We start from the raw sequence: 26451 nt of genomic DNA on the forward strand, positions 1-26451 counted from the left end.
GACCGAATGCCCGTCCGGCGCCTGTGCGACAGACGTCACTCCCCGTCCTCCGGGAGTACCGCCGCCGGCCGCCGTGGCGCCCCAACAGCCGGGCCCGGAAGGCGCGTTGGCGGCGTCCACCGGGCCGGACATCTGTAGCAGAACTGTCGAACAGCAGGCCTGTCAAGAAGCGGCCCCGCTGCTTGACCCACGGGTCAAGCAGCGGGGCCGTCAAGCAGCGGGGCCGTGCAGCAGCGGGGCCGTCACGCCTCAGGGCGCCCCGGGCAGCGGACCGGTCAGGCGCCCACCGTCGCGGGCTGGTCCTCGGCCTCGGCCGGCGGGATGGCCTTCACCGAGTCGAGCAGCAGCTGCGCCACGTCGACCACCTTCAGGTGCTCCTTGGCCGCGCCCTCGTTCTTCTTGCCGTTGACAGAGTCGGAGAGCATCACCAGGCAGAACGGGCAGGCGGTGGAGACGATGTCCGGGTTCAGCGACAGCGCCTCGTCCACGCGCTCGGTGTTGATCCGCTTGCCGATGCGCTCCTCCATCCACATCCGGGCGCCGCCGGCGCCGCAGCAGAAGCCGCGCTCCTTGTGGCGGTGCATCTCCTGCTGGCGCAGGCCGGGGACCTTGTCCATGATCTCGCGCGGCGGGCTGTAGACCTTGTTGTGGCGGCCCAGGTAGCAGGGGTCGTGGTACGTGATCAGGCCCTCGACCGGGTTGACCGGGACGAGCTTGCCCTCGTCGATCAGGTGCTGCAGCAGCTGGGTGTGGTGGATCACCTCGAAGTGTCCGCCGAGCTGCGGGTACTCGTTGGCGATGGTGTTGAAGCAGTGCGGGCAGGTGGCCACGATCCGCTTGGCGGGGGCGTCCTCCAGCGCGGCGTTCAGCGTCTCGACGTTCTGCGCGCCGAGCATCTGGAAGAGGAACTCGTTGCCCAGGCGGCGCGGGGAGTCACCGCTGCAGGTCTCCTCCTTGCCGAGGATCGCGAACTTCACGCCCGCGGTGTGCAGCAGTTCGGCGAAGGCCTTGGTGGTCTTCTTGGCGCGGTCCTCCAGGGCGCCGGCGCAGCCGACCCAGTAGAGGTACTCGACCTCGGCGGGGTCGATGTCCTCGCCGATCACCGGCACCTCGATGCCGGTCTCCTTCTTGAGCTCCTTGACCCAGTCCAGGCGGGCCTTGGTGGCCATGCCCCACGGGTTGCCCTTGTTCTCCAGGTTCTTGAGCATCGTCCCGGCCTCGGTCGGGAAGTTGCTCTCGATCATCACCTGGTAGCGGCGCATGTCGACGATGTGGTCGATGTGCTCGATGTCCACCGGGCACTGCTCGACGCAGGCGCCGCAGGTGGTGCAGGACCACAGCACGTCCGGGTCGATGACGCCGTTCTCCTCGGCGGTGCCGATGAGCGGGCGCTCGGCCTCGGCGAGGGCGGCCGCCGGCACGTCCTTGAGCTGCTCGGGGGTCGCCTGCTCGACGCCCTCCATGTCCTTGCCGCCGCCGGCCAGCAGGTACGGCGCCTTGCCGAAGGCGTGCTCGCGCAGGCTCATGATCAGCAGCTTGGGCGAGAGCGGCTTGCCGGTGTTCCAGGCCGGGCACTGCGACTGGCAGCGGCCGCACTCGGTGCAGGTGGAGAAGTCGAGGATGCCCTTCCAGGAGAAGTGCTCGACCTGGGAGACGCCGAAGACGGCGTCGTCGGCCGGGTCCTCGAAGTCGATCGGCTGACCGTTGCTGGTCATCGGACGGAGCTCGCCGAGGGCGGTGGAGCCGTCCTCCTCGCGCTTGAAGTAGATGTTGAAGAAGCCGAGGAACCGGTGCCAGGCCACACCCATCGAAGGGTTGATGCCGATGGTGGTCGCCCACGCGAACGAGATGCAGATCTTCAGCATCGCGAACAGGTAGATCAGGTTCGCCAGCGTGCCGTGCGACAGCCCGCCGAGCGCGGAGACCAGCGGGTACGAGACCAGGTGCTCCGGCCCGTACGAGTCCACACCGTTGAGGGCGCCCTCCAGGCCGCGCAGCATCAGGATGCACAGGCCGATGCCGAGGATCGTGTACTCGACGTAGAAGGCCTGCCAGGCGATCGAGCCGGCGAACCGGGACTTGCGGCCGGACCTCGACGGGAGGCTCATCAGCCGGATCACGATCAGGGTCAGGATGCCCAGCGTGGTGAGGGTGCCGACCAGCTCGACGAAGAGCTGCCAGATCATCCAGTGGCCGATGACCGGCAGCGCGAAGTCGGCGTCGAAGAGCTGGCCGAAGGCGTTGACGATGGTCAGCACCAGGCTGAAGAAGCCGACGGCGACGAACCAGTGGGCGATGCCCACGATCCCCCAGCGGTTCATCCTGGTGTGGCCGACGAACTCGACGGCGACGGTCTTCACGCGCTGGGCGGGTTGCCCGAAACGGGTGGAGTCCGCCGCGCCGGTGCGGACCACCTTGTAGATGTACAGCGCCGCACGGGCGGCGAGCGCGGTGCCGATCACGAATGTGACCAGCGAGATGACGATCGCTGCTAGCTGCATCGGCTCTCCGTCTCCTGCGGCTTTGCGGTTGAGCAGTGTCTGCGGTTCTACGGTCGGACTTGAGTGTACTGGTCGGTAACTTGCCGGGCCGACGGCCCGGACATTACCGGTCGGTGACAGTTCTCCAGAAGGTTCCCAAGCTATGGCGGCAGTCACGTGACCGCACCCCCGCCACGGCGTGACCCCGCCCCCGCGACAGCATGACCCACCCCCGGAGCGACCGGGGCCGTCCGTACCCCACCGGCCCGACCGCACCGTCACGCTCAGCAAAGTTGAGCGACCCGCACTCATGGCTGTTGACGCTTTCGCCCGGGTCATGCATCCTTGAGCCTGTAAAGCTCAACTCTTCCGTGGAGGTATTTACGATGGCACGCGCGGTCGGCATCGACCTCGGCACGACGAACTCGGTCGTCAGCGTTCTCGAAGGTGGCGAGCCCACCGTCATCACGAACGCCGAGGGCGCGCGGACCACGCCGTCCGTCGTCGCCTTCGCAAAGAACGGCGAGGTCCTGGTCGGCGAGGTGGCCAAGCGTCAGGCGGTCACCAACGTCGACCGGACGATCCGTTCGGTGAAGCGCCACATGGGCACCGGGTGGAAGATCAACCTGGACGGCAAGGACTTCAACCCGCAGCAGATCAGCGCCTTCATCCTGCAGAAGCTGAAGCGGGACGCCGAGGCCTACCTGGGCGAGACCGTCACCGACGCCGTCATCACCGTCCCGGCGTACTTCTCGGACTCCGAGCGCCAGGCCACCAAGGAGGCCGGTGAGATCGCGGGCCTCAACGTCCTGCGCATCGTCAACGAGCCGACCGCGGCCGCCCTGGCCTACGGCCTCGACAAGGACGACCAGACCATCCTGGTCTTCGACCTCGGCGGCGGCACCTTCGACGTCTCCCTGCTGGAGATCGGCGACGGGGTCGTCGAGGTGAAGGCCACCAACGGTGACAACCACCTCGGTGGTGACGACTGGGACCAGAAGGTCGTCGACCACCTGGTCAAGGTCTTCCAGAGCGGCCACGGCGTCGACCTGTCCAAGGACAAGATGGCCCTGCAGCGTCTGCGCGAGGCCGCCGAGAAGGCCAAGATCGAGCTGTCCTCGTCCTCCGAGACCTCGATCAACCTGCCCTACATCACGGCCTCCGCCGAGGGCCCGCTGCACCTGGACGAGAAGCTCACCCGCGCCCAGTTCCAGCAGCTCACCTCGGACCTGCTGGAGCGCTGCAAGATCCCGTTCCACAACGTGATCAAGGACGCCGGCATCTCGCTCTCCGAGATCGACCACGTCGTCCTCGTCGGCGGCTCGACCCGTATGCCGGCCGTCGCCGAGCTCGTCCGCGAGCTGACCGGCGGCAAGGACGCCAACAAGGGCGTCAACCCGGACGAGGTCGTCGCCATCGGCGCCTCGCTCCAGGCCGGTGTCCTCAAGGGCGAGGTCAAGGACGTCCTGCTGCTCGACGTCACCCCGCTGTCCCTCGGCATCGAGACCAAGGGCGGCATCATGACCAAGCTGATCGAGCGCAACACCACGATCCCGACCAAGCGCTCCGAGATCTTCACCACGGCCGAGGACAACCAGCCGTCCGTGCAGATCCAGGTCTACCAGGGCGAGCGCGAGATCGCCGCGTACAACAAGAAGCTCGGCATGTTCGAGCTGACCGGCCTCCCGCCGGCGCCGCGCGGCCTGCCGCAGATCGAGGTCACCTTCGACATCGACGCCAACGGCATCATGCACGTCGGCGCGAAGGACCTCGGCACCGGCAAGGAGCAGAAGATGACCGTCACCGGCGGCTCCTCGCTGCCGAAGGACGAGGTCGACCGCATGCGCCGCGAGGCCGAGCAGTACGCCGAGGACGACCACAAGCGCCGCGAGGCCGTCGAGACCCGCAACTCCGCCGAGCAGCTCGTCTACTCGACCGAGAAGTTCATCGCCGACAACGCCGAGAAGCTCCCGGCCGACGTCAAGACCGAGGTCGAGACCGCCATCGGCGAGCTCAAGGAAGCCCTCAAGGGCGAGGACATCGCGAAGATCCGCGAGGCCTCGGAGAAGGTCTCCACCACCGCGCAGAAGCTCGGCCAGGCGCTGTACGCCAACGCCGACGCCCCCGCCGGTGCCGCGGCCGGCGACTCCGCCCAGGCCAAGGCCGAGGACGACGTCGTCGACGCCGAGATCGTGGACGACGAGAAGCCCAAGGGCGGTGCGTCGGCATGACGGACAAGCCGCAGGGCGGCAAGCCCGGCGACGACTCCGCCGCCGAAGAGGCCGTGATCAAGGCTGCCGAGGAGGCCGCGGCGGCCGGTGCCGCCGAGGGCTCCACGGACGAGCTCGCCACCGCCAAGCGCGAACTGGCCGAGCGCACCGCGGACCTGCAGCGGCTGCAGGCCGAGTACCAGAACTACCGCAAGCGGGTCGAGCGCGACCGGCTGACGGTCCGCGAGATCGCGGTCTCCAACATCCTGGAGTCCCTGATCCCGGTCCTGGACGACATCGGCCGCGCCCGCGAGCACGGCGAGGTCACCGGCGGCTTCAAGTCGGTCTCCGACTCGCTGGAGACGGTCGTCGCCAAGCTGGGCCTCCAGCAGTTCGGCAAGGAGGGCGAGCCCTTCGACCCGACCATGCACGAGGCGCTGATGCACAGCTACTCCTCGGACGTCACCGAGGACACCTGCGTGCAGATCCTCCAGCCCGGCTACCGCATCGGCGAGCGGATCATCCGCCCGGCGATGGTCGCCGTCGCGGAGCCCCAGCCGGGCGCCCAGGCGGCCCCGGACGCCGAGGCCAAGCCCGGCGAGGCCGACAAGTCCGAGGGCGACCCGGACAACTGACAACCAGTGACAGCTGACAGTCCTTGACAGCTGACAACCAGTGCGCTGCGGAGTCGTACGCCGGACAGTACGGCGGCCGGCTCCGCAGCGCTCTGTCGGCGGCGGCGCCTTCACCCGCGAGCCGGCAGCCCAGTGACGACGGACATCGGGAGGTGGCGGGAGCCGTGAGCGAGCGCAGCATGGGGGTCCCCCCGGCCGAGGGCCGGCGGAGAACCGTTGAGGGATGCGTCGACCGCTCAGCGGCTGCCGAGCACAGCGGGGTGGCGGACGCATGAGCGGCAAGGACTACGTGGAGAAGGACTACTACAAGGTCCTCGGCGTGCCCAAGGACGCCACCGCCACCGAGATCAAGAAGACCTACCGCAAGCTGGCGCGCGAGTTCCACCCCGACGCCAACAAGGGCGACGCCAAGGCCGAGGAGCGGTTCAAGGACATCTCCGAGGCGTACGACGTCCTCTCCGACGAGAAGCGCCGCAAGGAGTACGACGAGGCCCGCAGCCTCTTCGCCAACGGCGGCTTCCGGTCCGGCGGCGGCCCCGGCGGCACCGGCAGCTACAGCTTCGACTTCGGCGACCTCTTCAGCGGAAACCAGAGCAACACCGGCGGCGGCCTCGGCGACGTCTTCGGCGGCCTCTTCAACCGCGGCGGCCCCCGGCAGGCCCAGCCCCGGCGCGGCGCCGACGTCGAGACCGAGGTGACGCTCTCCTTCGAGGAGGCGGTGGACGGCGCGACCGTCCCGCTGCGGATGACCAGCCAGGCCCCCTGCCGCAGCTGCAACGGCACCGGCGCCAAGACCGGCACCACCCCGCGGGTCTGCCCGACCTGCGTCGGCGCGGGCACCGTCAGCCGCGGCCAGGGCGCCTTCGCGCTCTCCGAGCCGTGCAAGGACTGCCGCGGCCGGGGCATGATCGTCGACGACCCGTGCACCGACTGCCACGGCAGCGGCCGGGCCAGCTCCGCCCGCACCATGCAGGTCCGCATCCCGGCGGGCGTCCAGGCCGACCAGCGCATCCGCCTCAAGGGCAAGGGCGCCCAGGGCGAACGCGGCGGCCAGCCCGGCGACCTCTACGTCACCGTGCACGTCGACCCGCACCCGGTCTTCGGGCGCAAGGGCGACAACCTCACCGTCACCGTCCCGGTCACCTTCCCCGAGGCGGCCCTCGGCGCCACCATCGAGGTGCCCACCCTGGGCGGCCCCGCCGTGAAGCTCAAGCTGCCCCCGGGCAGCGCCAACGGCCTCACCATGCGCGCCCGCGGCAAGGGCGCCACCCGCAAGGACGGCACCCGCGGCGACCTCCTCGTCACCGTCGAGGTCGTGGTGCCCCAGCACGTCGCCGGTGACGCGCTGAACGCCCTGGAGCAGTACCGCGAGGCCACCGCCTCCGACGATCCGCGAGCAGCCCTCTTCCGGGCGGCGAAGGGAGCGTGACGACCAGATGTCCCCGATGAATCCGCTGAACCCGATGGGTCCGCTGAACCCCGACAGCCCGATCGGCCCCGGCGGCCCGATCGGCCCGGGCCTCGGCGAAGGCCTGCCCGGCGACGGCACCCGGCGCACCCGCCGGGCCGCCCCGGCCCAGCCGGCGTACGTCCTCACCGAGGACACCCCGGTGTACGTCATCTCCGTCGCCGCCGAACTGTCCGGGCTGCACCCGCAGACCCTGCGCCAGTACGACCGCCTCGGCCTGGTCTGCCCCGACCGCACCGCCGGCCGCGGCCGCCGCTACTCCGCCCGCGACATCCAGCAGTTGCGCGAGGTCCAGCGGCTCTCCCAGGACGAGGGCATCAACCTGGCCGGCATCAAGCGGATCATCGAGCTGGAGAACCAGGTCACCGCCCTCCAGTCCCGCATCACCGAACTGGTCGACTCACTGGAAGGCGCCGCCAGCGCCCTCCGGCAGCGCGAGGCCGCCGTCCACGCCTCCTACCGCCGCGACCTCGTGCCGTACCAGCCCCCCACCCCCCAGTCCAGCGCCCTCGTCGTCTGGCGCCCCAAGCGCTGACCCCGCGCACCCGCACGCCAAGGCCGCCGGCCCCCTCCTGTTCGGGGGGTGCCGGCGGCTCTTTTGCAGTGAGAGAGTGCTGTCCTGGGCAAGAATCGTCGATCTACCTGCGACAAGGCATCTCTTCGGCCGGCTCGTGACCGCCGCCTAAGATCCATGTCACAGCAGACGACAATCGCGTTGACTACGTGACGGTCAGCACTAGGAGCCGAAGATGAGTGGGCAAGAGCACGCAGGGCCTGGACCCAGCGCGTCACGCATCCTGTCAGAGGACGCCCGGAAGCTCTACCTGCAGGCCGTGAACGAAACCGGTCGTCTCACCCAGGACGCGGTCTCGGCAGCCGGAAGCCTCGCTCTCGAAGAACTTCTCGATCTCGGACTGCTCATACCCGACAGCGAAGAACCGGGCGCGCTCCTGGCCGCCGATCCGGCTCAACTCGCCAGCAGCCTGAGTTCAGCATGGCAACGACAAGCACTCGATTTGCTGTCGAAAGCGGTTTCCCTGCCGGCGGACCTCAACGAACTTTCCGAGGCGTTCCACGCCCCGGACACCACCGGCGGCTCGGTCGAATATGTCCACGGAAAGGCTCTGATTAATCAGAGACTTCAGCAGTCGGCAGCCCCGGGAGTCATGGAAGGACTCTCCATGCAGCCCGGCGGACCGAGGCCCGCCGAAATGCTCACCTCGTTCCTGGAACGAGACCTGGAAATTCTCCGCCACGGCGCCTCGATGCGGACGATTTACCACGCGAGCACCCGCTACCACCAGCCAACACGCGACTATGTGGCGCAATTGACGGCAGAGGGGTGGCAGTTTCGGACTCTCGACGAACCGTACGCCCGACTGATCATCGTGGATCGCCGCGTTGCCGTCATCCCGGTCGCCTCCGACTACAGCCAGGCGGCGTTCATCCACGATCCGGCCGTCATCAGCTTCCTGATCGAGGAGGTCTTCGAGAGGAGCTGGGGCAGGGCGCTGGAATTCGACGGCAACCGGGCCGTCCCGCACCAGGTGGTCTCCAGGCTCCGGCAGACCATCATCGACCTCATGCTCTCGGGCACGAACCATCGGGCCATCGCACGAAGGCTCGGGATCAGCGAGCGCACCCTCGCCCGCCACATCGCGGAGATGAGAGAGGAGTACAACGTCGACTCACTCTTCCAACTCGGGTACGTGCTCGGCCGATCACCGAAAGCAGAGGTCGACTGAAACGACCGAATCCAGACATACCGACCGCGACGCCGGGCCCGTTCCCCCCACGCGCCGCCCCGGTCGGAAGTCATCGGGAGTCAAATGCCAGGCTCAGCTCCAGTGCAGGTCATCGGCAACGGCTGCGATTGCGCCGGTGGTCACGGTCGTCTGCCCGTCACTGAAGGGGAGAAGGCCGGTGGCGAGCACAGCTGCTCCGATAAGGATCGGAAGCGCAACCTTACGGACGAGTCGACGTACGGACACGGACCCACCCTCCCATTCTCGAAGCTCTGCGAACCAGGATCAATAGAACTAGCATCCACATGATGCCGCATGCCCCGCAAGAGTGTCATCCCTCTGCCAGGCATCGAGATGCCAGGGTGCAGCGCTGGACGTAGCGGCGACCACTGATAGACGATCAGTTCGCGACAGACGGTCCCCCCGGAGATAGCAAAGTTGCCGCTGTACCGTCAAATATTCGCGCAGATCTCTCCGGATCTCTGACGCGAAAAGCCACTGTCCTCAGCGCCCGCCGGCACCACGTCCCTCCCGGTCGGCCTTCCCCCGGAGTCGACATGACCGAGCCCTACCTGCGTCACCACGACAGCCAGGCCCCCGAGGGTCGGCGTGCACGTGTGTTCCTGGCCGCGCCGCTGATGCGGCTGACCGGCCCGGCCGACAGTGTGGTCACGCTCGCCAGCCGGACGCGGCTGACGACGCTCCGCACCACCCTCCTCCGCAGCGGCGCCGCCGTGTACAGCGCGCACCACAGCGACGCCTGGACCATCTCCGGCCGGGCACCGGAGCCCCGCGTTCCGTCCGACTTCCGCGCCCTGCAGTCCGCCGACCTCGTGTTCGCCTACGTGGGCGCGCCGCTCTCGGCCGGTGTGAGCCTGGAGTTGGGCTGGGCGTCGGCGCTGCGGAAGCCGATCGTCCTCCTCGTCGACGAGGCCATCACCCACAACCCGCTGATCGCCACCATCGAGCAGGTCGCCCCCGTCCTGCCGCTGGTCTTCGACGACACCTGGTCGCAGGAGGCCCTCAACCACACGGTGGAGACCGCCCTGGACTGGGCCGGCATGGCGCTCTCCCTGCGCGAGGGCTTCTGGACCGCCCCCGGCGAGCAGTTCAACGTCCCCCGGCAGCAGCCCCCGGTCCCCGGCTACTGGCCGACCGGCGCCGCCACCGGCTGAGCGGCACTCACCCACCGGACTCACCCGTCCGGGCTCCCGCGTCTGACGGCCCGGTCGGAACCTGCCCGGCCGGGCCGTCAGGGCCTCGTGGGGGTGGTCCTTGAGGCACCGGGAGAGCGGGTGCCGGATCTCCACCATGCCCGCCGGACCCCGCCCGCCGGACCTCGGCCTGTCGGTCACCGCTCGCCCGTCGGCCGGGTGCTCAGCGGTCATCGCGGGCGCCCCTCATCAGCCAGCCCAGCTGAAAGAGCGTCTGGGCGCCGTAGCGGTCGCGCAGGCGGGAGATGTGGGCGGCGACGGTGCGTTCGCTGAGGCCCAGCCGGGTGGCGACGGCACGCTGGGTGAGGCCGCGGGCGAGGAGCCGGCCGACCCGGTCGGGGATGGTGCGGGCGGGGCCCTGGCCGAGGGCGGCGGACTCGGCGGTGTCGGCGCGGGCCCAGTCGCGTTCGAAGGTGCCGACCAGGAAGGTGATGGTGGCCGGGTCGCTGATGAAGGCGGCGGTGCTGTTGTCGTCGCTGGCGGAGATCACGGCGACGGTCCGGTCGAAGACGATGAGCCGTTGGAAGGGCTCGTCGAGGACGCGGATGTGGGAGCCGTGCCGGGTGACCTCCTCGGCGTAGGCGAGGGCGGGCGGCTCGACGAGCGCGGTCGGCTGGTAGATGGTGCGCAGCGAGCAGCCGCGCTGCAGGAGTTGGACGTCCTGGAGGAGGGCGACCTGAAGGGTGTCGGCGGGGCGCCGGCCGGGTTGGGCGGTGAGGACTTCGGAGCGGCAGTCGGAGACCAGCTGGGAGATCCGCTGGCGGATGTGGACGTGGCCCTCGACGTGGACGGCGCCGCCGGCCGGGCCGGAGGGGCGGGGCATCGTGTCGTAGGCGCGGGTGAGGCCGTCCAGGGTGCCGGGCAGGTTCTCCGCGCGGACCAGCAGCCGGGTGGCCTCGCTGCGGAGTTCGGCGCCGAGGCGGTCGCTGACCGAGCGCGGGCTGACGGCGGTGTAGCAGCGGTCCATCGGATTGACCATCAGCAGGCCGATGTCGATGAGCTGCCGGAGGGCGGCCTGGTCGAGGTCGACGGCTCCGGCACAGGGGATGCGGCCGCCCTCGGCGATGATCGCCAGGTACAGCTGTCGGGCCGCCTCGTCGGGTTCCCCGCCCGTGTGCCCCGTCTGGTGCGGCGCGACCTCCGGTTCCGCCGTCACGTCGCACTCTCCCTGCCTGATGCCTCTCCCGTGCTGCCGCCCGCGCTCCCCCGTGGCGCGGGCTGCGGGTACCGGTCGCCGAGCGGGCTCACGGTACCGGGTGCCGGTACGACGTGATCACGCGGTCGGCGGTCACGGTACCGGGCAGGACGGCGGGCACCCGGGTCCGGGTGCCGTCGCACACCGGGTTTCCGGGGCCCACCGTCCGCACGCCAATGCCACGGCGCTTCCGTCGAGGCGGAGCAGCAACGCCTCGCTGGATCCGGGCCTGGGGGCCATCACCACACATGGTCCCCACCCGGTGCTCTTCCCCCCCGTTCCACAGGCGCGGGAATGGTGCGCCCGAGGTCAGTTCCGAAGAGCGAGTCGCCACCATCGGGCTGCGGTTGCCCGGACGGCTTGGCGTGACTCCACCCTCACAGCGTGACGGCCGGTGAACAAGTGCAGCCCGAGTGCATGTTCGCGCAATTGCAACTACCTGCACCGCGGAGCGGGCGGCGGGCGCCGGGCGGCGGGCCGGGTTCCGGTAAAGACCGAGGCCAGCGGGGGGCGGGGGCGGCACCCGGCGGTACCGCCGGTTGGCCGTGCACGGCCAACCGGCCGGTGCGTGTTCCTGCAATGACGGCATGCTCCTGAGCTGCGTGTCTACGCGCGGTGACCATGTGGGGCCGCCGAGCGGACCCCGCCCGTCCGCCTCGGCGCACCGGCGGCCTACCCCCGGTGCGCCGCCCGCAGCCACCCGCAGCCACCGGCCGCCACCAGCCGCCGCCCGTCTCAGCGCGCCAGCAGCCGCCCGCGCGCCAGCCCCGCCGCCGTACCGCCCGCCGCGAGCACCCAGGCGACGGCCAGCAGCAGGTACAGCCCGACGGCCAGCCCGGTGAAGCCCCCGAAGCCGGTGTGCCGGGCGAGCGCGGAGGCGCCGGTGACGCAGGTGCCGATCGGGAAGGTGAACGCCCACCAGGTCATCGCGAAGGGCATCCCGGCCCGCCGGGCCCGCAGGTTGGCGGTGAGCGCGACGGCCAGCCAGAGCAGCGCGACGCCGATCACCGCGACGCCGTACAGCTCGGCGAGGTCGAGCATGGCGGGCGCCAGCGCGGGCAGCACCGGGCGGGCGGCGTCACCGAGCTGGTGGACGGCGGTGACGGACTGGCCGAGCGGGCCGAGCACCAGGAACAGCGAGGGGGTGAGCACCAGGGTGGGCAGCCCGTTGTGGAACAGCCCGGTGAACACCACCGGCAGCAGGACCAGGGTGGCCGACAGCCCGATCCCGAACAGCCCGCAGCAGGCGTACAGCATGGCCTGCTGCGGCGTCCCGGCCGGCAGGTGCGGGACCAGCGCCGGGCCGCAGGCGGAGGCGACCAGCGGGGCGACCACCGGCAGCAGCCAGGTCGGGTTGGCCTCCAGGGCGGAGACCCGGTGCCGGGTGATCATCAGATACGGGATGCCGCCGGCGACGGCCAGCGCGTACAGGGTGCCGACGCCCCACAGCACGGCGTCCAGGGCGACCGCCGGGCCGGTGCCGATGACCCGGGAGCCGAGCGTCAGGGTCCCGAGGCCGACCGAGAGCAGGGCCATCGGCGGGCAGCCGTAGAAGACGGCGGTGGCCGGCTGGTCCAGCAGCTGGGCGCGGGCGGCCTCGCGATACCGGGTCAGGTGGACCAGCCGGGCCGAGCCCAGCACCAGCAGGGCGGCCAGGCCGAGCGCCCACATCACCTCGCCGAAGCCGATCAGCCCGGGCAGTCGCACCGGCAGGGCGGCGGCGCCGTTGCCGAGGATCGCGGTGCCCATCACGGCGGCGTACCAGTTGGGGCCGAGCTGGGAGAGGTCGTACCGCGAAGCGCGGACGGCCCGGCGGGCGAGGGGGCGGATGTCGGACAAGGTGGACATGCTCCCCACCATCGGTCCGAAGGCGGGCCACCGGTAGCGCCGAGGATCCTATGGGGACATAGCCTGGATCTATGGCCCTCTCTCCGCACGTCCCCGAACTCGGCGCCCTGGAACTGCTGCTCGCGGTGGCCCGACTGGGCAGCGTCGGACGGGCGGCGGCCGAGCTGGGCGTCAGCCAGCCGACCGCCAGCGCCCGGATCAAGGGCATGGAGCGGCAGATCGGCGTCCCGCTGCTGGACCGCTCGCCCCGGGGCAGCACGCCGACCGGGGCGGGCCGGCTGGTGGTCGAGTGGGCCCGGCAGGTGGTGGAGGCGGCGCAGGCGCTGGACGCCGGGATCGACGCGCTGCGCGAGCGGCGGGACGCCAAACTGCGGGTGGTGGCCAGCCTGACCGTCGCCGAGTACCTGATGCCGGGCTGGCTGCTGGGGCTCGCCGAGGCCAGTCCGGGCACCGCGGTGACGCTGCGGACGGCGAACTCGGCGGAGGTCGCCGGACACGTCCTGGCCGGGGAGGCCGACCTCGGTTTCGTCGAGGGCCCGGCCACCCCGCCCGGGCTGGCGGGCGCGGTGGTGGCCGCGGACCGGCTGGTCGTCGTGGTGGCGCCCGGCCACCAGTGGGCGCGCCGCCGCACCCCGCTGACCGGGGCGGAGCTGGCGGCCGTCCCGCTCGTGCTGCGCGAGCCCGGCTCGGGCACCCGGGAGGTGCTGGAGACCGCGCTGCGGCCGTTCGGCGGCGCCGCCCGGCCCCGCCTCGAACTGGCCTCGACCACGGCGCTGAAGGCGGCGGCGATGACCGGGGCGGGACCGGTCTGCCTGAGCGAGCTGGCGGTGGTGGAGGAACTGGCGACCCGGCGGCTGGTGGAGGTGCCGCTGGCGGAGGGGCTGGACCTGCGGCGGCCGCTGCGCGCGGTGTGGCCCGCCGGGCAGCGGCCGACCGGCCCGGCCCGGGAGCTGCTGGGGCTGACCCGGCGCACGCCCGCCCGGAAGCCGGTCCCCAAGCTCACCCGGGCCCCGGCCCTCAAGCCGGCCCCCAAGCCGGACCCGACACCGACCCCGAAACCGGCCCGGACGCCGGACCGGAAGCCGGCCCGGAAGCCCGACCGGAAGCCGGGAAAGTCGGCCCCCGAAAAAACTTGAGGACAAGGTTGAGCGCAGTAGACTCAACTTAGTGCATGCTGTAGGCAGCAGCCGTGAAGGACGACGAGGGAGGACCCCCCAGCAGTGGACGCCAGCAAGTTCACCACCAAGACGCAGGACGCCCTGTCCACCGCGATCCGGCAGGCAGGCGCGGCCGGCAACCCGGACGTCAAGCCGGTGCACATCCTGACCGCCCTGCTGGAGCAGCCCGAGGGCATCGCCCGGCCCCTGCTGGAGGCGGTCGGGGCCGACGTCGCCCGGGTCGTGGCCGAGGCGCGCCGCCAGGCGGCCGCGCTGCCCAGCGCGATGGGCTCGACGGTCGCCGCGCCGCAGCTCGCCCGGGACACCGTCGCCGTGCTCACCGAGGCCGGCCGGCGCGCGGACGACCTGGACGACCAGTACGTCTCCACCGAGCACCTGCTGGTCGGCCTGTCCGCCGAGGGCGGGCCGGTCGCCGAGCTGCTGGCGCAGCAGGGCGCGACGCCGAAGGCGCTGCTCGCCGCGTTCAAGGACGTGCGCGGCAGCGCCCGGGTCACCTCGCCGGACCCGGAGGGCACCTACAAGGCCCTGGAGAAGTACGGCACCGACCTCACCCAGGCCGCCCGGGACGGCAAGCTCGACCCGGTGATCGGCCGCGACCACGAGATCCGCCGGGTGGTCCAGGTGCTCTCCCGCCGCACCAAGAACAACCCGGTGCTGATCGGCGAGCCCGGCGTCGGCAAGACCGCGGTGGTCGAGGGCCTGGCCCAGCGCATCGTGGCCGGCGACGTACCGGAGTCGCTGCGCGGCAAGCGGCTGGTCTCGCTGGACCTCAGCGCGATGGTCGCGGGCGCCAAGTACCGGGGCGAGTTCGAGGAGCGGCTGAAGGCCGTCCTGAACGACATCAAGACCTCCGACGGCCAGGTCGTCACCTTCATCGACGAGTTGCACACCATGGTCGGCGCGGGCGCCGGCGGCGACTCCGCGATGGACGCGGGCAACATGCTCAAGCCGATGCTGGCCCGCGGCGAGCTGCGGATGGTCGGCGCCACCACGCTGGACGAGTACCGCGAGCGGATCGAGAAGGACCCGGCCCTGGAGCGCCGCTTCCAGCAGGTGCTGGTCGGCGAGCCCAGCGTCGAGGACTCGATCGCCATCCTGCGTGGCCTCAAGGGCCGGTACGAGGCGCACCACAAGGTGCAGATCTCGGACGCCGCCCTGGTCGCCGCGGCCACCCTGTCCAACCGCTACATCACCTCCCGCTTCCTGCCCGACAAGGCGATCGACCTGGTCGACGAGGCGGCCTCCCGGCTGCGGATGGAGATCGACTCCTCCCCGGTCGAGATCGACGAACTCCAGCGCTCCGTGGACCGGTTGAGGATGGAGGAGCTGGCCCTGGAGAAGGAGTCCGACCCGGCCTCGGTCGACCGGCTCGCCCGGCTGCGCCGCGATCTCGCCGACCGGAACGAGCAGTTGAGCGTGCTCACGGCACGCTGGGAGCAGGAGAAGAAGACCCTCAACCGGGTCGGCGGGCTCAAGGAGCGGCTGGAGGACCTGCACGGCGCGCTCGAACGGGCCCAGCGCGACGGGGACTTCGAGCGGGCGTCCAAGCTGATGTACGCCGAGATCCCGGCCGCCGAGGCCGAACTCGCCGACGCCCAGGAACGCGCCGCCACAGCCGGCGACGGGCCCGGGGGCGCCTCCCCCTCGATGGTCAAGGAGGAGGTCGGCCCGGACGACGTGGCCGACGTGGTCGCCTCCTGGACGGGCATCCCGGCCGGCCGGCTGCTGGAGGGCGAGAGCGCCAAACTCCTGCGCATGGAAGAGGAGTTGGGGCAGCGACTGATCGGCCAGACGGAGGCCGTGCGGGCCGTCTCGGACGCGGTGCGCCGCACCCGCTCCGGCATCGCCGACCCGGACCGCCCGACCGGCTCCTTCCTCTTCCTCGGCCCGACGGGCGTCGGCAAGACCGAACTCGCCAAGGCCCTGGCCGACTTCCTGTTCGACGACGAGCGGGCGATGGTCCGGATCGACATGAGCGAGTACGGCGAGAAGCACTCGGTCTCCCGTCTGGTCGGCGCCCCGCCCGGGTACATCGGCTACGAGGAGGGCGGCCAGCTCACCGAGGCGGTCCGCCGCCGGCCGTACAGCGTGGTGCTGCTGGACGAGGTCGAGAAGGCGCACCCGGAGGTCTTCGACGTCCTGCTCCAGGTGCTGGACGACGGGCGGCTCACCGACGGCCAGGGCCGCACGGTGGACTTCCGCAACGCGATCCTGATCCTCACCTCCAACCTGGGCAGCCAGTACCTGGTGGACCCGGCCACCCCCGAGGACCGGAAGAAGCAGCTGGTGCTGGACTCCGTCCGGGCCGCGTTCAAGCCGGAGTTCCTCAACCGGCTGGACGACATCGTGGTCTTCGACCCGCTGGGCACCGCCGAGCTGAGCCGGATCGTCGACCTCCAGGTGGCCCGCCTCGGCGAGCGGCTGAACGAGCGGCGGCTCACCCTGGAGGTCACCGAGGCCGCCCGCGACTGGCTGGCGCTCACCGGGTACGACCCGGCGTACGGCGCCCGTCCGCTGCGCCGGCTGGTGCAGTCCGCGATCGGCGACCAGCTGGCCCGGGCGATCCTGTCCGGCACGGTGCACGACGGGGACACCGTCCTGGTCGAGCGGGACGAGGAGGGCGACCGCCTCACCGTCCGCGGCCGGGGGCCGCTGGAGAAGTAGGCGACGCCCGGCACCGCGATCCACGGGCCGAGGTGCGCACCACCGCACGGGCCGCAGTGCGCCCACGGCGCGGGCCGAGGTTCGCCCCAGCCCACGGGCCGCCCCCTTCCACCGCACGGAAGGGGGCGGCCCGCGCCGCGTCCGCGGTCAGTCGCCCGCGCCCCGCCGCAGCCGCCGCCTCCTCGACCGGTCCCGCCAGGTGCGCGCCAGCCGGTGCAGCTCGGCCGCCTGCGCCTCCGGCAGGTTCCAGGTCTGGGTGAGCAGCCGCAGCGTCGAGACCCGGGGGCAGGACACCCCCCGTTCCAGGTCGCGGATCGAGCGCACGCTCAACCCCGTGGCGTCACCCAGCCGCTCCTGTGTCATCCCCTGGTCCAGCCTGATGCTCCGCAGCAGCGCCCCGAGCGTCGCGCCCTCCCCCGTCACCGTTCCGTCCAACTCTGTCCCCCCTCGACTCAGAACAGCTCAACTTGCCCTCGCAGAACGGGCTTTGTGTGAAGCGAGTTCCATCGCACGCTAACCGCATCCGGTCCGCACGGCAGCGGAAACCGGTGCGCCCGGCGCGTGACGTGGCTCACTCAAGCCCCGCCGCGCGACCCCCTCCCGGCCCCCGCCCGGACCCCGGCCACACTCCGTCACCGGAGACCCTCGCGAACCCCGCCGACGCCCCCCGAACAGCGCCGGAACGAAGATCGACGCGACCTCGGGTGCCCCTGTGAGCGAGGGCCCGAATGAGGCAGGATGGAAGGTGGAAAGGGCGGCCTCTCATTGCCGGCCACCACGTGCACTGAGGAAGAGGACCCCCATGAGCATCGACCCGTCGTCCATCCCGTCCTTCGGCCTGCCCCAGGGCGGCCAGCCCGGCGGCCAGGGCGGGCGGCCGGCCGGCCCGCCGCCGATCATCGTCCCGGACCAGGGCCTGGTCACCCAGCTGCTCGACCAGATGCAGCTCAAGCACGTCGTGGACGAGGAGGGTGACCTCACCGCCCCCTGGGAGGGCTTCCGGGTCTACTACATGTTCCGCGGCGAGCAGAAGGAGCTCTTCGCGGTGCGCGCCTTCTACGACCGCGCGTACCCGCTGGAGAAGAAGGGCGAGATCCTCGACCTGATCGACGAGTGGAACCGCGAGACCCTCTGGCCCAAGGTCTACACGCACACCCACGAGGACGGCGTGGTCCGCCTGATCGGCGAGGCCCAGATGATCGTCGGCACCGGCGTCAACCTGGACTACTTCGTGACCACCACCGCCAACTGGACCCAGGCCGCGGTCGGCTTCGAGCAGTGGATCGTCGAGCGCCTGGGCCTCCAGGACGACATCGAGGGCGAGGACGGCGAGACCCCCGAGGGCACCGACGAGGCCTGATCCCCCCGACGGCCCCGGCACCCCGCCAGGCACCGGACCCCGACGTCCGCCACGCCCCGGCAACCGCCCGGGACGGCCCGCCACCGCGCTCACGCCGGTGGCGGGCCGTTCTTGTCCCCCGGCCCCGGCTGTCCCAGGATGGGCGCGACGACGACCCGTGAGGAGCCGCAATGGGAACCAGGCCTCTGCTCAACCGCCGACTGGCCGGGATGGGCACGACGATCTTCGCCGAGATGTCCGCGCTGGCCACGGCCACCGGCTCGATCAACCTCGGCCAGGGCTTCCCCGACACCGACGGGCCCGAGGAGGTCCGCGAGGCGGCCGTCCGGGCCCTGCGCGACGGCCGCGGCAACCAGTACCCGCCCGGCCCCGGCGTCCCCGAGCTGCGGCAGGCCATCGCCGAGCACCAGCAGCGCTTCCGCAGCCTCGCCTACGACCCGGACACCGAGGTCCTGGTCACCGCCGGCGCCACCGAGGCCATCGCCGCCACCCTGCTGGCCCTGCTGGAGCCGGGCGACGAGGTGATCGCCCTGGAGCCCTTCTACGACTCCTACGCCGCCTGCATCGCGATGGCCGGCGCCACCCGCGTCCCGCTCACCCTCCGGGCCCCGGACTTCCGCCCCGACCTCGACGAGCTGCGCACCCTGATCACCCCGCGCACCCGGCTGCTGCTGATCAACACCCCGCACAACCCGACCGGCACCGTGCTCACCGCCGACGAACTCGCCACGATCGCCGCCCTCGCCGTCGAGCACGACCTGCTGGTCGTCACCGACGAGGTCTACGAGCACCTGGTCTTCGGCACCACCCACCACCCGATCGCGGCCCTGCCCGGCATGCGCGAACGCACCGTCGCCATCTCCTCGGCCGGCAAGACCTTCTCCTTCACCGGCTGGAAGGTCGGCTGGGTCACCGCCGACCCGGCCCTGGTCACCGCGGTGCGCACGGCCAAGCAGTACCTCACCTACGTCAGCGCGGGCCCCTTCCAGTACGCGGTCGCCGAGGCCCTGCGGCTGCCCGACGCCTACTTCGACGGCTTCCGGGCCGACCTGCTCCGCAAGCGCGACCTGCTGGTCGACGGCCTCTCCTCGGCCGGCTTCCGGGCCTTCACCCCCGAGGGCACCTACTTCGTCACCACCGACATCACCCCGCTCGGCGAGAAGGACGGCATCGAGTTCTGCCGCGCACTGCCCGAACGCTGCGGGGTCGTCGCCATCCCGAACGCGGTCTTCTACGACAACACCGCAGCCGGTCAGAGCCTGGTCCGGTTCACCTTCTGCAAGAAGGACGAGGTCCTCCGCGAGGCAGTGGCACGGCTCCAGCGGCTCTGACCGGCTCCACCGGTTGCTCCTCGGCGGCTGCCCTGTGTGTCGTACACCCAGCCAGGCGCCGCAGGAGATCGGAGCAGGGCGGCGACTGTCCGCTGTACGAGACCCGCACTCGCCACCAGCCCGCCCCCTGACGGATCAACCCGACCAGTACGGGTCCTCGGCCAGCGTCACCTCTTCGGTGGTCGACCCGTCAGGGGCCCCGCTCGGACGGGCGAAGGGCGAGTTGCGGACGTACTGGCCCAGGTCGACCCGGACGGTCGCCCGTCCGTCCGCCGAGACGTCCAGCTCGAGCTCGCTGCCGTCCGCGGTCGTGGCCTTGACGGTCGACGCCGACCCCGCGGGACGCGTCGTCGAGTAGCCGAGCTGCTTCCAACGGGCCTCGATCCGGTTCGACAACTCGACGGCTCTGGCGGGCGAGATCCGGGTCACGATCCGGCCGGTCTCGCTGATGCGGTACTTGTCCACCTCGTCGTTGAGCCCGGTGTCGTACTGCTTGGAGTGGATCAGCCCGTAGGCCGTCCGGACCGGCGGTTCGATACCCGCCGTGGTGCTCTCCAGCATCCGGTCCAGTCTCGACACCCCTTCGCGCATCGGCGTCTGCGCGGGCTGACGCACGTCCCACCAGCCGTACGCGAGCCAGGCGACGAACCCCGCCAGCACCAGCCCGCCCACCCCCAGCACCCGCAGGCACCCGCGGCGCACGCCGCCCTCCCCGCTCATCGGGGCGGCACCGTCACAACCTGGTCGCCGCGGCCGCTCACCACCTGCGCGATGGCCTGCAGAGACTCGTTCGGCTCGATCGTCCCGTCCGGGTGGCGAACGACCTCCGAGCTCCTGGAGCCGTCCTGATGCGCGACCTCCTCCTCACGGGCGTCGAAATAGACGGAGTGCGCCGGGATGTCACCCGTCAGGGCTCCCGTCCACCCCTTGTCCGGCCCGTCCGGAGCACCGAAACGCTTCGCCCCGAACTCTCCACTGGCCGGATCCGTGCCGAACCACACCGTGTTGGGGTCGGGGGTCAGGTCGGGGAGCTGCGCCACCTTGTCGTTCTTGGCCGCGGCCGCGAAGACGTGCCCGTCTTGGACGCCCAGGTCGGAGGCCTTGTGGACATCCATCCCCGGGCTGCCGATGATCACCACGTCATCCGAGTACAGGCCGCCCGGCTGCTTGGAGGCCTCGCCGGCGGTCAGGGATCCGTAGCTGTGCGCCACCGTCGTGACATGGGCGGGTACCGCGCCTTCGTGCGTGGCACGCAGGCTCTGCATGAAAGCGCTGTACGCCTTGCCGCCCTCCTTCGCATTACCCGTGCCGGTGACCTTGAGGTCGTTGGTGAGGTCGTTGCCGTTGATCTGGGGCGCGTCGTAACCGAGCCAGACGATGGACGCGTTCTTCTTCGTGGGGTCGTTCTGGGTGGCCGCGTCGTAGATGTTGCGCGCACGCTGGACGTCATTGTTGACGAAGTGCCCGTTGAGCATGGTATTCAGGCCCGGCACATACGCCGACACATTGTCCGCGGTGTCCGGATTGCCGTAGGAGACGATCGCCCGACCGTGGGACTCCATGCCGACCCCGAGGAGGAACATCGGAGGCTGCTTGGTCTTGGGGTCGGTGTCGTCGAGATGGGCGCCGTTGGCGGCGAGCTTGTCCCGGAGCGCCTTCAGGCCCTCCAGCTTGCCATCGTCATAGCCAGACCGGTGCGGCTTCTGCTCCAGGTACTTGATCATCCCGTCCAACTGCGCCCGGTTGGCCTTGTCCCGCACCTCGGAGGGGATGCCGTTGCGACCGCCGAGCAGGTCGGGGTGCAGGGTCAGCATCTTCTGCTGCTCGTCCGGGGTCAGCCCCTTCCACCAGGCGTTGACCTCGGTGGCGGTGGCATCCTTGCCTGGCCATCCGAGGCTCCTCAGCCCCTCGTCAAGGGAGTTGACGGCGTCGAGCTGGATCTGCGCCGCCTCGGGGTTGAGCCCGTCGAAGGTCGCCAACCGAGCGATCGCGTTGAGGCGTAGCGCGACCTTCTGATCGACCGCGTCCGCCTCGGTTATCGCCTTGCCGATCCGCTCGGCCAGGGCCTTGGCCCGTTTCGGGGCGTCGTAGTCAGGGTCGTGCTGGTCCGCCGCGCTCGGCTTGGGATACGTGACCGACCCGTCGGCGCCGACCGTGAACTCCGCCTTCCGGGCCTCCGCCAGCGCCTCGGTCAGCTTGGACTGCGCGAGCTCGAACGCCTCGGCGGCATGGCGCAGCAGCGCGCTCGTCGCCTGCATCGCCACGTACGAGCCGTCCAGCGAGTTGTTCGTCTGCTTCAGCTTGCTGCTCGCGGCCTTCCCGGCGGTCCCCGACCAGTTGGTGCCGACCCAGCGGGAGGTCTCCTTCACCGCCTCGAAATGGGCGTGGTTGGCCTTCCCCAGGGAGTCGTAGGCGTTGGCGAGAGCGGCCAGACGCGAGGGCTGCGCGTTTTCCAGCTGGTACAGATCCATCTACCGGCCCCCGTAGACCAGGCTCTTGTGAACGGCCTCGTACACACCGTCGTAGTTGTCCGCCGCGGTGATCATGTTCTTGCCGTTGTCGCCGATGTCCTTGGCAAGTTGGCGCTGCCCCTTCTCCCACGCCTCCGTGCACGCCGTGATCGCGGCGCCGGAGAGCCAGCCGCTCAGACCGGCCGCGGCCTCGTCCGAGGGCTTGTGCACCCGGGCCAGTTCGGCCGGCATCTGCTCCGCGATGTCGTGGCACTGCTTTCCGACCTTCTTCAGGCCGTTGGTGTCCACCTTCACCGCGTCGTCGCTCTTACCGCTCACTCGTCACATCCGCTACGTGTGGGATCGATTGCTCCGTTCGGAGTCGATCGAATCAATAGCCGGTTGATCGGACCAGAGTACGAATACTCAACTGTCACGAGATGCGGGAGTGCGACGCGGGCCGTAGCCTGGTCCGCTTCACTTTCTGCAAAAGGGATGACGTCCTCCGGGAGGCCGTGGCCCGTCTGCAGCGCCTCTGAGGGGCCGCGCGCCCCCTTTCGCGCCCTTCGAACAGGGGCGGCACTCTCCCGACACCCGTTCTGACGGACCCTCAACTGTCGTGACCGACTTGCCTGTTTGCCCCTGACGGAGCGACGTCGACGTTCCTCCCGGCCGACCCCGACCGCCCTCCCCGCCCCGTGCGTGGAGGGCGGCGGCGCGTGATGCGCGCATAGGGCGCACCACCAGCGCGCACGGCGCACAACCCGGCGACAGGGGCGCGCGCTGTGCAAACTCGTACACCGGGTCGATCAGAGCCGGGAAGCAGGTGTGCCCGAAACGGTGAATGCTTGACAAAGTTGGGTAAATCACCGGCGGACCCGGCGTATTCGTGCTTCTCTGCTGCTGAATCTCCAGCCGGAATCCTTCCTTCCACGGTCGGCCGCGCCCAGGGCCGCACAGCCACGAACAGCCTCGCCATCGCCTAGGCCTACTCGCTGCTGCTCGGCGGGCGCGCACGGAGCTGAAACGCGGAGCCGAGCATGCTCACCACACTGCAGACCTCCTACACGGACACCCGCGCCGGTGACCTGGCCTGGTGCCTCGGCGGCGACCCGCTGCCCGCGCTCGCCGTCCGCGACCTGAGACTCGACGGAGGCGGCCGTCCCGGCACGACCGGCACCCTCCAGCTGCGGCTGCTCGGCGCCTCCCACCAGGTGGTGATCGACGCCGGCCCCGGCCGGTGCCTGGAGACCGTCGCCTGTCTGCCCGGCCGCCGCACCCCGCTGCCCGCCCGGGTGGCCAAGCAGGTCGGCGGCTGGGAGTACGAGTTCGCCGCCCGGATCGAGGCGCTGCCGCCGCACGACTTCGCGGCCCGCGCCCAGGAACTGCTGGCCCTGGTCGAAGGGCACCCCCGGGGTCTGGCCGGGGTGTTCCCGGGCGACCCGAGCGCCTTCACCGCACTCGTCACCCAGGGCGGCGCGGACCGCCTGCTCTGGCGGACCTGGCACGCCTACCCGCAGGAGGGGCAGCTGGTGTGCACCCGCTCCTCGCTGGTGGTGTCGGGGGCATGACCGCCGGAAGCCCGGGCGAAGGCACGGATCCGGACATACCCCGCAAAGCACAGGCCTACGAATCGCACGCAGGAACGATTCGTCAATCCGGCGTCGTCCACTGTCCGTCGGATGGGCGCAGCTATCCGTGCCGCACGTCCCCTAGCGTTTGTTCGTGATCAACCATCCGGCCGGTCCGCCCGCACGCCCGCGAGTGGACCTCGACGACGGCACCCCACCCCGGCCCGGGCACGGCCTCGCCCCACTGCCCACCCGCCGTCGGTCCCGGCTGAGATCCCGCCCCCGGCTCGCCCGCCTGACCGTCCTGACGGCCGCCTTCGTCTGCGCGGCCTGCGGTCTGGTCTACGAGCTCGAACTCGTCGCGCTCGGCGACTACCTGCTCGGGGACACCGTCACCCAAACCTCCGTCGTGCTCTCCGTCATGGTGTTCGCGATGGGCCTCGGCTCCCTCCTCGCCAAGCGGCTCACCCGCCGGCCCGCCACGGCCTTCGCCCTCGTCGAGTGCGCGCTCGCCCTCGTCGGCGGACTCTCCGTCCTCACCCTCTACTCCTGCTGGGCCTGGCTCGGCCGCTACCAGGCCGCGATGGTCGCACTCACCTGCCTGATCGGCATCCTGATCGGCGCCGAGATCCCCCTGCTGATGACCCTCATCCAACGGATCCGCCGCGAGGACGCCGGCCGGGCCGTCGCCGACCTGTTCGCCGCCGACTACGTGGGCGCGCTGATCGGCGGGCTCGCCTTCCCGTTCCTGATCCTGCCCGCGCTCGGCCCCGGCGACGGCGCGCTCCTCACCGGCGCCGTCAACGCCGTCGCCGGCTCCGCCCTCGTGCTCTGGCTCTTCCGCGAGGAACCCGCCCCCCGCATACGACGGCTGCTCTGGGCCGGCTGCCTGCTCGTCCTCGCCCTGCTCGCGGCGGCCGCGGCCGGCTCCGACGCCATCGAGGACGCCGCCCGGCACGCCCTCTACGGCGACCAGGTCCGCTACGCCACCCGCGGCCGGCACCAGGAGATCGTGCTCACCGGCCCCGCCGAGGGCCCGCTCCGGCTCTACCTGGACGGACGGCTCACGGTCTGCGGGCCCGACCGGTACCTGGCCGACGAAGGCCTGGTCCACCCGGCCATGGCCGCCGGCCCCGACAGCCGGGTCCTGCTGCTCGGCGGCGGCGACGGGCTCGCCCTGCGCGAAGTGCTCCGGCACCGGGGCGTGCGCTCCGTCCGGCTGGTCGACGCCGACCCCGACCTCCCCCGGATCGCCCGCACCGACCCGGCACTCTCCGCCCTCGCCGGCCACTCCCTCGACGACCCACGGGTCCGCACCACCGCCGCCGACCCGATGGTCTGGCTCCGCGGCGCCGACGCCCCCGGCGGCGACGGACCGTACGACGTGGTCCTCGCCGACCTCCCCGCACCCGCCGACGGCGGGCCGGTGAAGTTCCACTCCCAGGAGTTCTACGGCCTCGCCGCCCGGCTGCTCGCCCCCGGCGGCCGGATCGCCGTACGGGCCGGGGCCGACCCGGACGGCCTCTGGCAGATCGAGTCCGGCCTGCGGACGACCGGGCTCCGGACCGCCCCGTACGCCGTCCCGGGCAACCCCGCCACCGGCTGCCGCCCCGGCCCGCCGGACGCCGCCCAGAACTACCTCCTGGCCGCCGCCACCGGTCCCGCGCTCGCCCTCGCCCCCGACGCGCCGCCGCCCCGCGCCCTCACCGTCGACACCCTCCGCACGAGCGCCGCCCGCCTCGGCGCCCTCCGCCCCGCCCGACCCCCGGCCGCCCTCACCCTCCTCGGCCCGCGCTGACCGCGCCCGCACCGACCGGCACCGACCGTCACAGGCCGCCCGGACGCGGACGGGTGGGTGCCCGAAGCACCCGCCCCGGGGGCGACCGGCCGCCGCCCCGGGGCGAGGCGGGTGGGGCGGGGAAAGTCGGGTGGTGGTGGGTAGGGACCGGGCGCCGCCGGGTCGGTAGGCTCCGTGGCATGGAGCATGAGGTTGTCGTCGCGATGTCCGCCGAGCTGGTGCGGCAGGCCTTGCAGGATCCGGCGCTGCTGGCACGGAGCGTGCCGGGGCTGAGCACCGAACCCGCCGCGGTCGGGTCCGGGCCCGCCGAGGAGATCGGCGGGCGGCTGAAGCTGCGGGTCGGCGGCTCCACGATCACGTACAAGGGCGTGCTGTCGCTGATCGAGGGCCGGGAGGGCGTGCTGACCGTGCTCGCCGAGGGCCAGGAGGCCCGGGGCAGCGGTGAGGCGACCGCCACCGTCCGGGTCAGCGTCGCGGACGGCGCCGAGGACGGCACCGCCGTGATCCGCTTCACCGGCGACCTGAGCGCCACCGGCCGGCTGACCGAGTTCGACGAGGAGACCCTCGACGCCACCGGCCGCCGCCTGCTGGACCGGTTCGCCGCCGCCCTGACCGCCCCGGAGGGCGCGCAGGGCCAGGAGCAGGACGAGGACGCCGAGGCCGGGACGGAGTCCGGGACGACGGACGACCGGGCCGACGACGGGACCGACACCGCGACCGGCGACCGCGCCGGGGCGGCTGACGTGGCCGAGGTGGCCGAGGTGGTCTTCATCGAGGACCGCCAGGACCTGCCCGGCGACGACGTCGACGACGACCTCTCCGACCTGATCGCCTTCTCCGACGCCGACGCCGAGCGCTTCGGCCTCCCCACCGGCTCCGCCGCCGACGAGGACGAGGACGGCGCCGAGGGCACGGTGGCGGACGACGTCGAGGAGGGCGACGGCCCCACCGGGCCGGACGCCGTCGCCGAGGAGATCCCGGTCGAGCCGCTCTTCGCCTACGAGGAGGACCCCTCGCTCACCGGCCCGGTGCGCCGCAGCATCGTCGGCCGGTCCGCCGAGGAGGTGGACCACGCCCCGCCGCGCGGCCCGTACGCCCCGGCGCTGCCGGCCCGCAGCGCGCGGGCCCGGGCGGCGACCCGCTGGGGCGGCGAGGCCGGCGGCATCGTGGTGCCGGGCACCGGCGGCCGCAGCGCGGTGCCGTGGGTGATCGGCGGCTCGGTGGCCCTGCTGGGCGGTGCCGTGGTGCTGGTCAGGGCCCTGCGCCGACGCTGACCGGGAGCGCCGCGGTCGTCGGCGGGGCCG

At 71.6% G+C, this 26451-nt stretch carries 20 protein-coding genes; 13 read left to right on the top strand and 7 right to left on the bottom strand.

The window, feature by feature from the left end; genetic code table 11:
- Positions 1 to 275 precede the first annotated feature (275 nt).
- A complete protein-coding gene (locus ACFQ6N_RS15090; RefSeq protein WP_380649371.1) occupies positions 276 to 2501 on the bottom strand; it encodes a (Fe-S)-binding protein in 2226 nt (741 codons plus the stop codon).
- A 365-nt stretch (positions 2502 to 2866) separates the two neighbouring features.
- Between ACFQ6N_RS15090 and dnaK the strand changes: the two genes are divergently transcribed.
- From dnaK to ACFQ6N_RS15120, 6 genes are all read left to right on the top strand, one after another.
- A complete protein-coding gene (gene dnaK, locus ACFQ6N_RS15095) occupies positions 2867 to 4711 on the top strand; it encodes a molecular chaperone DnaK (RefSeq protein WP_380649372.1) in 1845 nt (614 codons plus the stop codon).
- Positions 4708 to 5325 carry a nucleotide exchange factor GrpE gene (grpE, locus tag ACFQ6N_RS15100; protein WP_380649373.1) on the top strand — a complete coding sequence of 206 codons (618 nt, stop codon included), beginning with the start codon at positions 4708 to 4710 and terminating at the stop codon, positions 5323 to 5325. The genes dnaK and grpE overlap by 4 nt, the downstream gene beginning before the upstream one ends.
- 271 nt (positions 5326 to 5596) lie before the next feature.
- Complete coding sequence (gene dnaJ, locus ACFQ6N_RS15105; protein WP_380649374.1) at positions 5597 to 6754, top strand: molecular chaperone DnaJ; 1158 nt, start codon at positions 5597 to 5599, stop codon at positions 6752 to 6754.
- Between the two features lie 34 nt (positions 6755 to 6788).
- On the top strand, positions 6789 to 7328 hold the full coding sequence (locus tag ACFQ6N_RS15110) for a heat shock protein transcriptional repressor HspR (protein ID WP_380649442.1): 540 nt from the start codon (positions 6789 to 6791) through the stop codon (positions 7326 to 7328).
- A 214-nt stretch (positions 7329 to 7542) separates the two neighbouring features.
- Positions 7543 to 8538, top strand: coding sequence for a helix-turn-helix domain-containing protein (locus ACFQ6N_RS15115; RefSeq protein ID WP_380649375.1), 996 nt, complete (start codon positions 7543 to 7545; stop codon positions 8536 to 8538).
- 557 nt (positions 8539 to 9095) lie between these two features.
- On the top strand, positions 9096 to 9713 hold the full coding sequence (locus ACFQ6N_RS15120) for a hypothetical protein (protein ID WP_051709310.1): 618 nt from the start codon (positions 9096 to 9098) through the stop codon (positions 9711 to 9713).
- 202 nt (positions 9714 to 9915) lie between these two features.
- Here ACFQ6N_RS15120 and ACFQ6N_RS15125 read toward each other — a convergent pair whose 3' ends face one another.
- Both ACFQ6N_RS15125 and ACFQ6N_RS15130 read right to left on the bottom strand, forming a co-directional pair.
- A complete protein-coding gene (locus tag ACFQ6N_RS15125; RefSeq protein WP_380649376.1) occupies positions 9916 to 10908 on the bottom strand; it encodes a LuxR C-terminal-related transcriptional regulator in 993 nt (330 codons plus the stop codon).
- Between the two features lie 774 nt (positions 10909 to 11682).
- The gene (locus ACFQ6N_RS15130; protein WP_380649378.1) at positions 11683 to 12795 is read right to left on the bottom strand and encodes a TDT family transporter; all 1113 of its coding nucleotides are present in this window, start codon (positions 12793 to 12795) and stop codon (positions 11683 to 11685) included.
- A gap of 71 nt (positions 12796 to 12866) precedes the next feature.
- Here ACFQ6N_RS15130 and ACFQ6N_RS15135 point away from each other — a divergent pair, with 71 nt between their 5' ends.
- Entirely contained in the window at positions 12867 to 13931 is a 1065-nt protein-coding gene (locus tag ACFQ6N_RS15135) for a LysR family transcriptional regulator (protein ID WP_380649379.1), read from the top strand.
- An 84-nt stretch (positions 13932 to 14015) separates the two neighbouring features.
- Positions 14016 to 16637 (top strand): ATP-dependent chaperone ClpB, encoded by a 2622-nt coding sequence (clpB, locus tag ACFQ6N_RS15140; RefSeq protein WP_380649380.1) that lies wholly within the window; start codon positions 14016 to 14018, stop codon positions 16635 to 16637.
- Between the two features lie 147 nt (positions 16638 to 16784).
- On the opposite strand, the gene ACFQ6N_RS15145 is transcribed toward clpB, so the two are convergent.
- Positions 16785 to 17072: a helix-turn-helix domain-containing protein gene (locus ACFQ6N_RS15145; protein ID WP_380649381.1), complete on the bottom strand. Its 288-nt coding sequence runs from the start codon at positions 17070 to 17072 to the stop codon at positions 16785 to 16787.
- Between the two features lie 367 nt (positions 17073 to 17439).
- Here ACFQ6N_RS15145 and ACFQ6N_RS15150 point away from each other — a divergent pair, with 367 nt between their 5' ends.
- Both ACFQ6N_RS15150 and ACFQ6N_RS15155 read left to right on the top strand, forming a co-directional pair.
- Positions 17440 to 17997, top strand: a complete 558-nt coding sequence (locus tag ACFQ6N_RS15150; RefSeq protein ID WP_380649382.1) for a YbjN domain-containing protein — start codon at positions 17440 to 17442, stop codon at positions 17995 to 17997.
- Between the two features lie 170 nt (positions 17998 to 18167).
- Positions 18168 to 19328, top strand: coding sequence for a pyridoxal phosphate-dependent aminotransferase (locus tag ACFQ6N_RS15155; protein WP_380649383.1), 1161 nt, complete (start codon positions 18168 to 18170; stop codon positions 19326 to 19328).
- A gap of 135 nt (positions 19329 to 19463) precedes the next feature.
- Here ACFQ6N_RS15155 and ACFQ6N_RS15160 read toward each other — a convergent pair whose 3' ends face one another.
- From ACFQ6N_RS15160 to ACFQ6N_RS15170, 3 genes are read right to left on the bottom strand one after another with little or no spacing between them, the layout of a single operon-like run.
- A complete protein-coding gene (locus ACFQ6N_RS15160) occupies positions 19464 to 20048 on the bottom strand; it encodes a hypothetical protein (RefSeq protein ID WP_380649384.1) in 585 nt (194 codons plus the stop codon).
- Complete coding sequence (locus ACFQ6N_RS15165) at positions 20045 to 21799, bottom strand: alpha/beta hydrolase (RefSeq protein WP_380649385.1); 1755 nt, start codon at positions 21797 to 21799, stop codon at positions 20045 to 20047. The genes ACFQ6N_RS15160 and ACFQ6N_RS15165 overlap by 4 nt, the downstream gene beginning before the upstream one ends.
- Positions 21800 to 22117: a hypothetical protein gene (locus tag ACFQ6N_RS15170; protein WP_380649386.1), complete on the bottom strand. Its 318-nt coding sequence runs from the start codon at positions 22115 to 22117 to the stop codon at positions 21800 to 21802.
- A 701-nt stretch (positions 22118 to 22818) separates the two neighbouring features.
- Between ACFQ6N_RS15170 and ACFQ6N_RS15175 the strand changes: the two genes are divergently transcribed.
- The 3 genes from ACFQ6N_RS15175 (at position 22819) to ACFQ6N_RS15185 (ending at position 26421) form a co-directional block, all read left to right on the top strand.
- The gene (locus ACFQ6N_RS15175) at positions 22819 to 23349 is read left to right on the top strand and encodes a DUF2617 family protein (protein ID WP_380649387.1); all 531 of its coding nucleotides are present in this window, start codon (positions 22819 to 22821) and stop codon (positions 23347 to 23349) included.
- A gap of 154 nt (positions 23350 to 23503) precedes the next feature.
- Positions 23504 to 25147, top strand: coding sequence for a polyamine aminopropyltransferase (locus ACFQ6N_RS15180; protein ID WP_380649388.1), 1644 nt, complete (start codon positions 23504 to 23506; stop codon positions 25145 to 25147).
- A 179-nt stretch (positions 25148 to 25326) separates the two neighbouring features.
- Complete coding sequence (locus ACFQ6N_RS15185; RefSeq protein ID WP_380649389.1) at positions 25327 to 26421, top strand: CoxG family protein; 1095 nt, start codon at positions 25327 to 25329, stop codon at positions 26419 to 26421.
- Positions 26422 to 26451: the final 30 nt, after the last annotated feature.

The organism is Kitasatospora sp. NPDC056446 (assembly GCF_042796115.1).
In the GTDB taxonomy this organism is placed as follows: Bacteria; Actinomycetota; Actinomycetes; order Streptomycetales; family Streptomycetaceae; genus Kitasatospora.

Coding starts and splice junctions, on each gene's coding strand:
- ACFQ6N_RS15135 (WP_380649379.1), top strand. CDS start 12,867: ATGGCCCTCTCTCCGCACGTCCCCGAACTCGGCGCCCTGGAACTGCTG.
- ACFQ6N_RS15110 (WP_380649442.1), top strand. CDS start 6,789: ATGGGTCCGCTGAACCCCGACAGCCCGATCGGCCCCGGCGGCCCGATC.
- ACFQ6N_RS15150 (WP_380649382.1), top strand. CDS start 17,440: ATGAGCATCGACCCGTCGTCCATCCCGTCCTTCGGCCTGCCCCAGGGC.
- ACFQ6N_RS15090 (WP_380649371.1), bottom strand. CDS start 2,501: ATGCAGCTAGCAGCGATCGTCATCTCGCTGGTCACATTCGTGATCGGC.
- grpE (WP_380649373.1), top strand. CDS start 4,708: ATGACGGACAAGCCGCAGGGCGGCAAGCCCGGCGACGACTCCGCCGCC.
- dnaK (WP_380649372.1), top strand. CDS start 2,867: ATGGCACGCGCGGTCGGCATCGACCTCGGCACGACGAACTCGGTCGTC.
- ACFQ6N_RS15165 (WP_380649385.1), bottom strand. CDS start 21,799: ATGGATCTGTACCAGCTGGAAAACGCGCAGCCCTCGCGTCTGGCCGCT.
- ACFQ6N_RS15175 (WP_380649387.1), top strand. CDS start 22,819: ATGCTCACCACACTGCAGACCTCCTACACGGACACCCGCGCCGGTGAC.
- ACFQ6N_RS15115 (WP_380649375.1), top strand. CDS start 7,543: ATGAGTGGGCAAGAGCACGCAGGGCCTGGACCCAGCGCGTCACGCATC.
- ACFQ6N_RS15120 (WP_051709310.1), top strand. CDS start 9,096: ATGACCGAGCCCTACCTGCGTCACCACGACAGCCAGGCCCCCGAGGGT.
- ACFQ6N_RS15155 (WP_380649383.1), top strand. CDS start 18,168: ATGGGAACCAGGCCTCTGCTCAACCGCCGACTGGCCGGGATGGGCACG.
- dnaJ (WP_380649374.1), top strand. CDS start 5,597: ATGAGCGGCAAGGACTACGTGGAGAAGGACTACTACAAGGTCCTCGGC.
- ACFQ6N_RS15160 (WP_380649384.1), bottom strand. CDS start 20,048: ATGAGCGGGGAGGGCGGCGTGCGCCGCGGGTGCCTGCGGGTGCTGGGG.
- ACFQ6N_RS15185 (WP_380649389.1), top strand. CDS start 25,327: ATGGAGCATGAGGTTGTCGTCGCGATGTCCGCCGAGCTGGTGCGGCAG.
- ACFQ6N_RS15130 (WP_380649378.1), bottom strand. CDS start 12,795: ATGTCCACCTTGTCCGACATCCGCCCCCTCGCCCGCCGGGCCGTCCGC.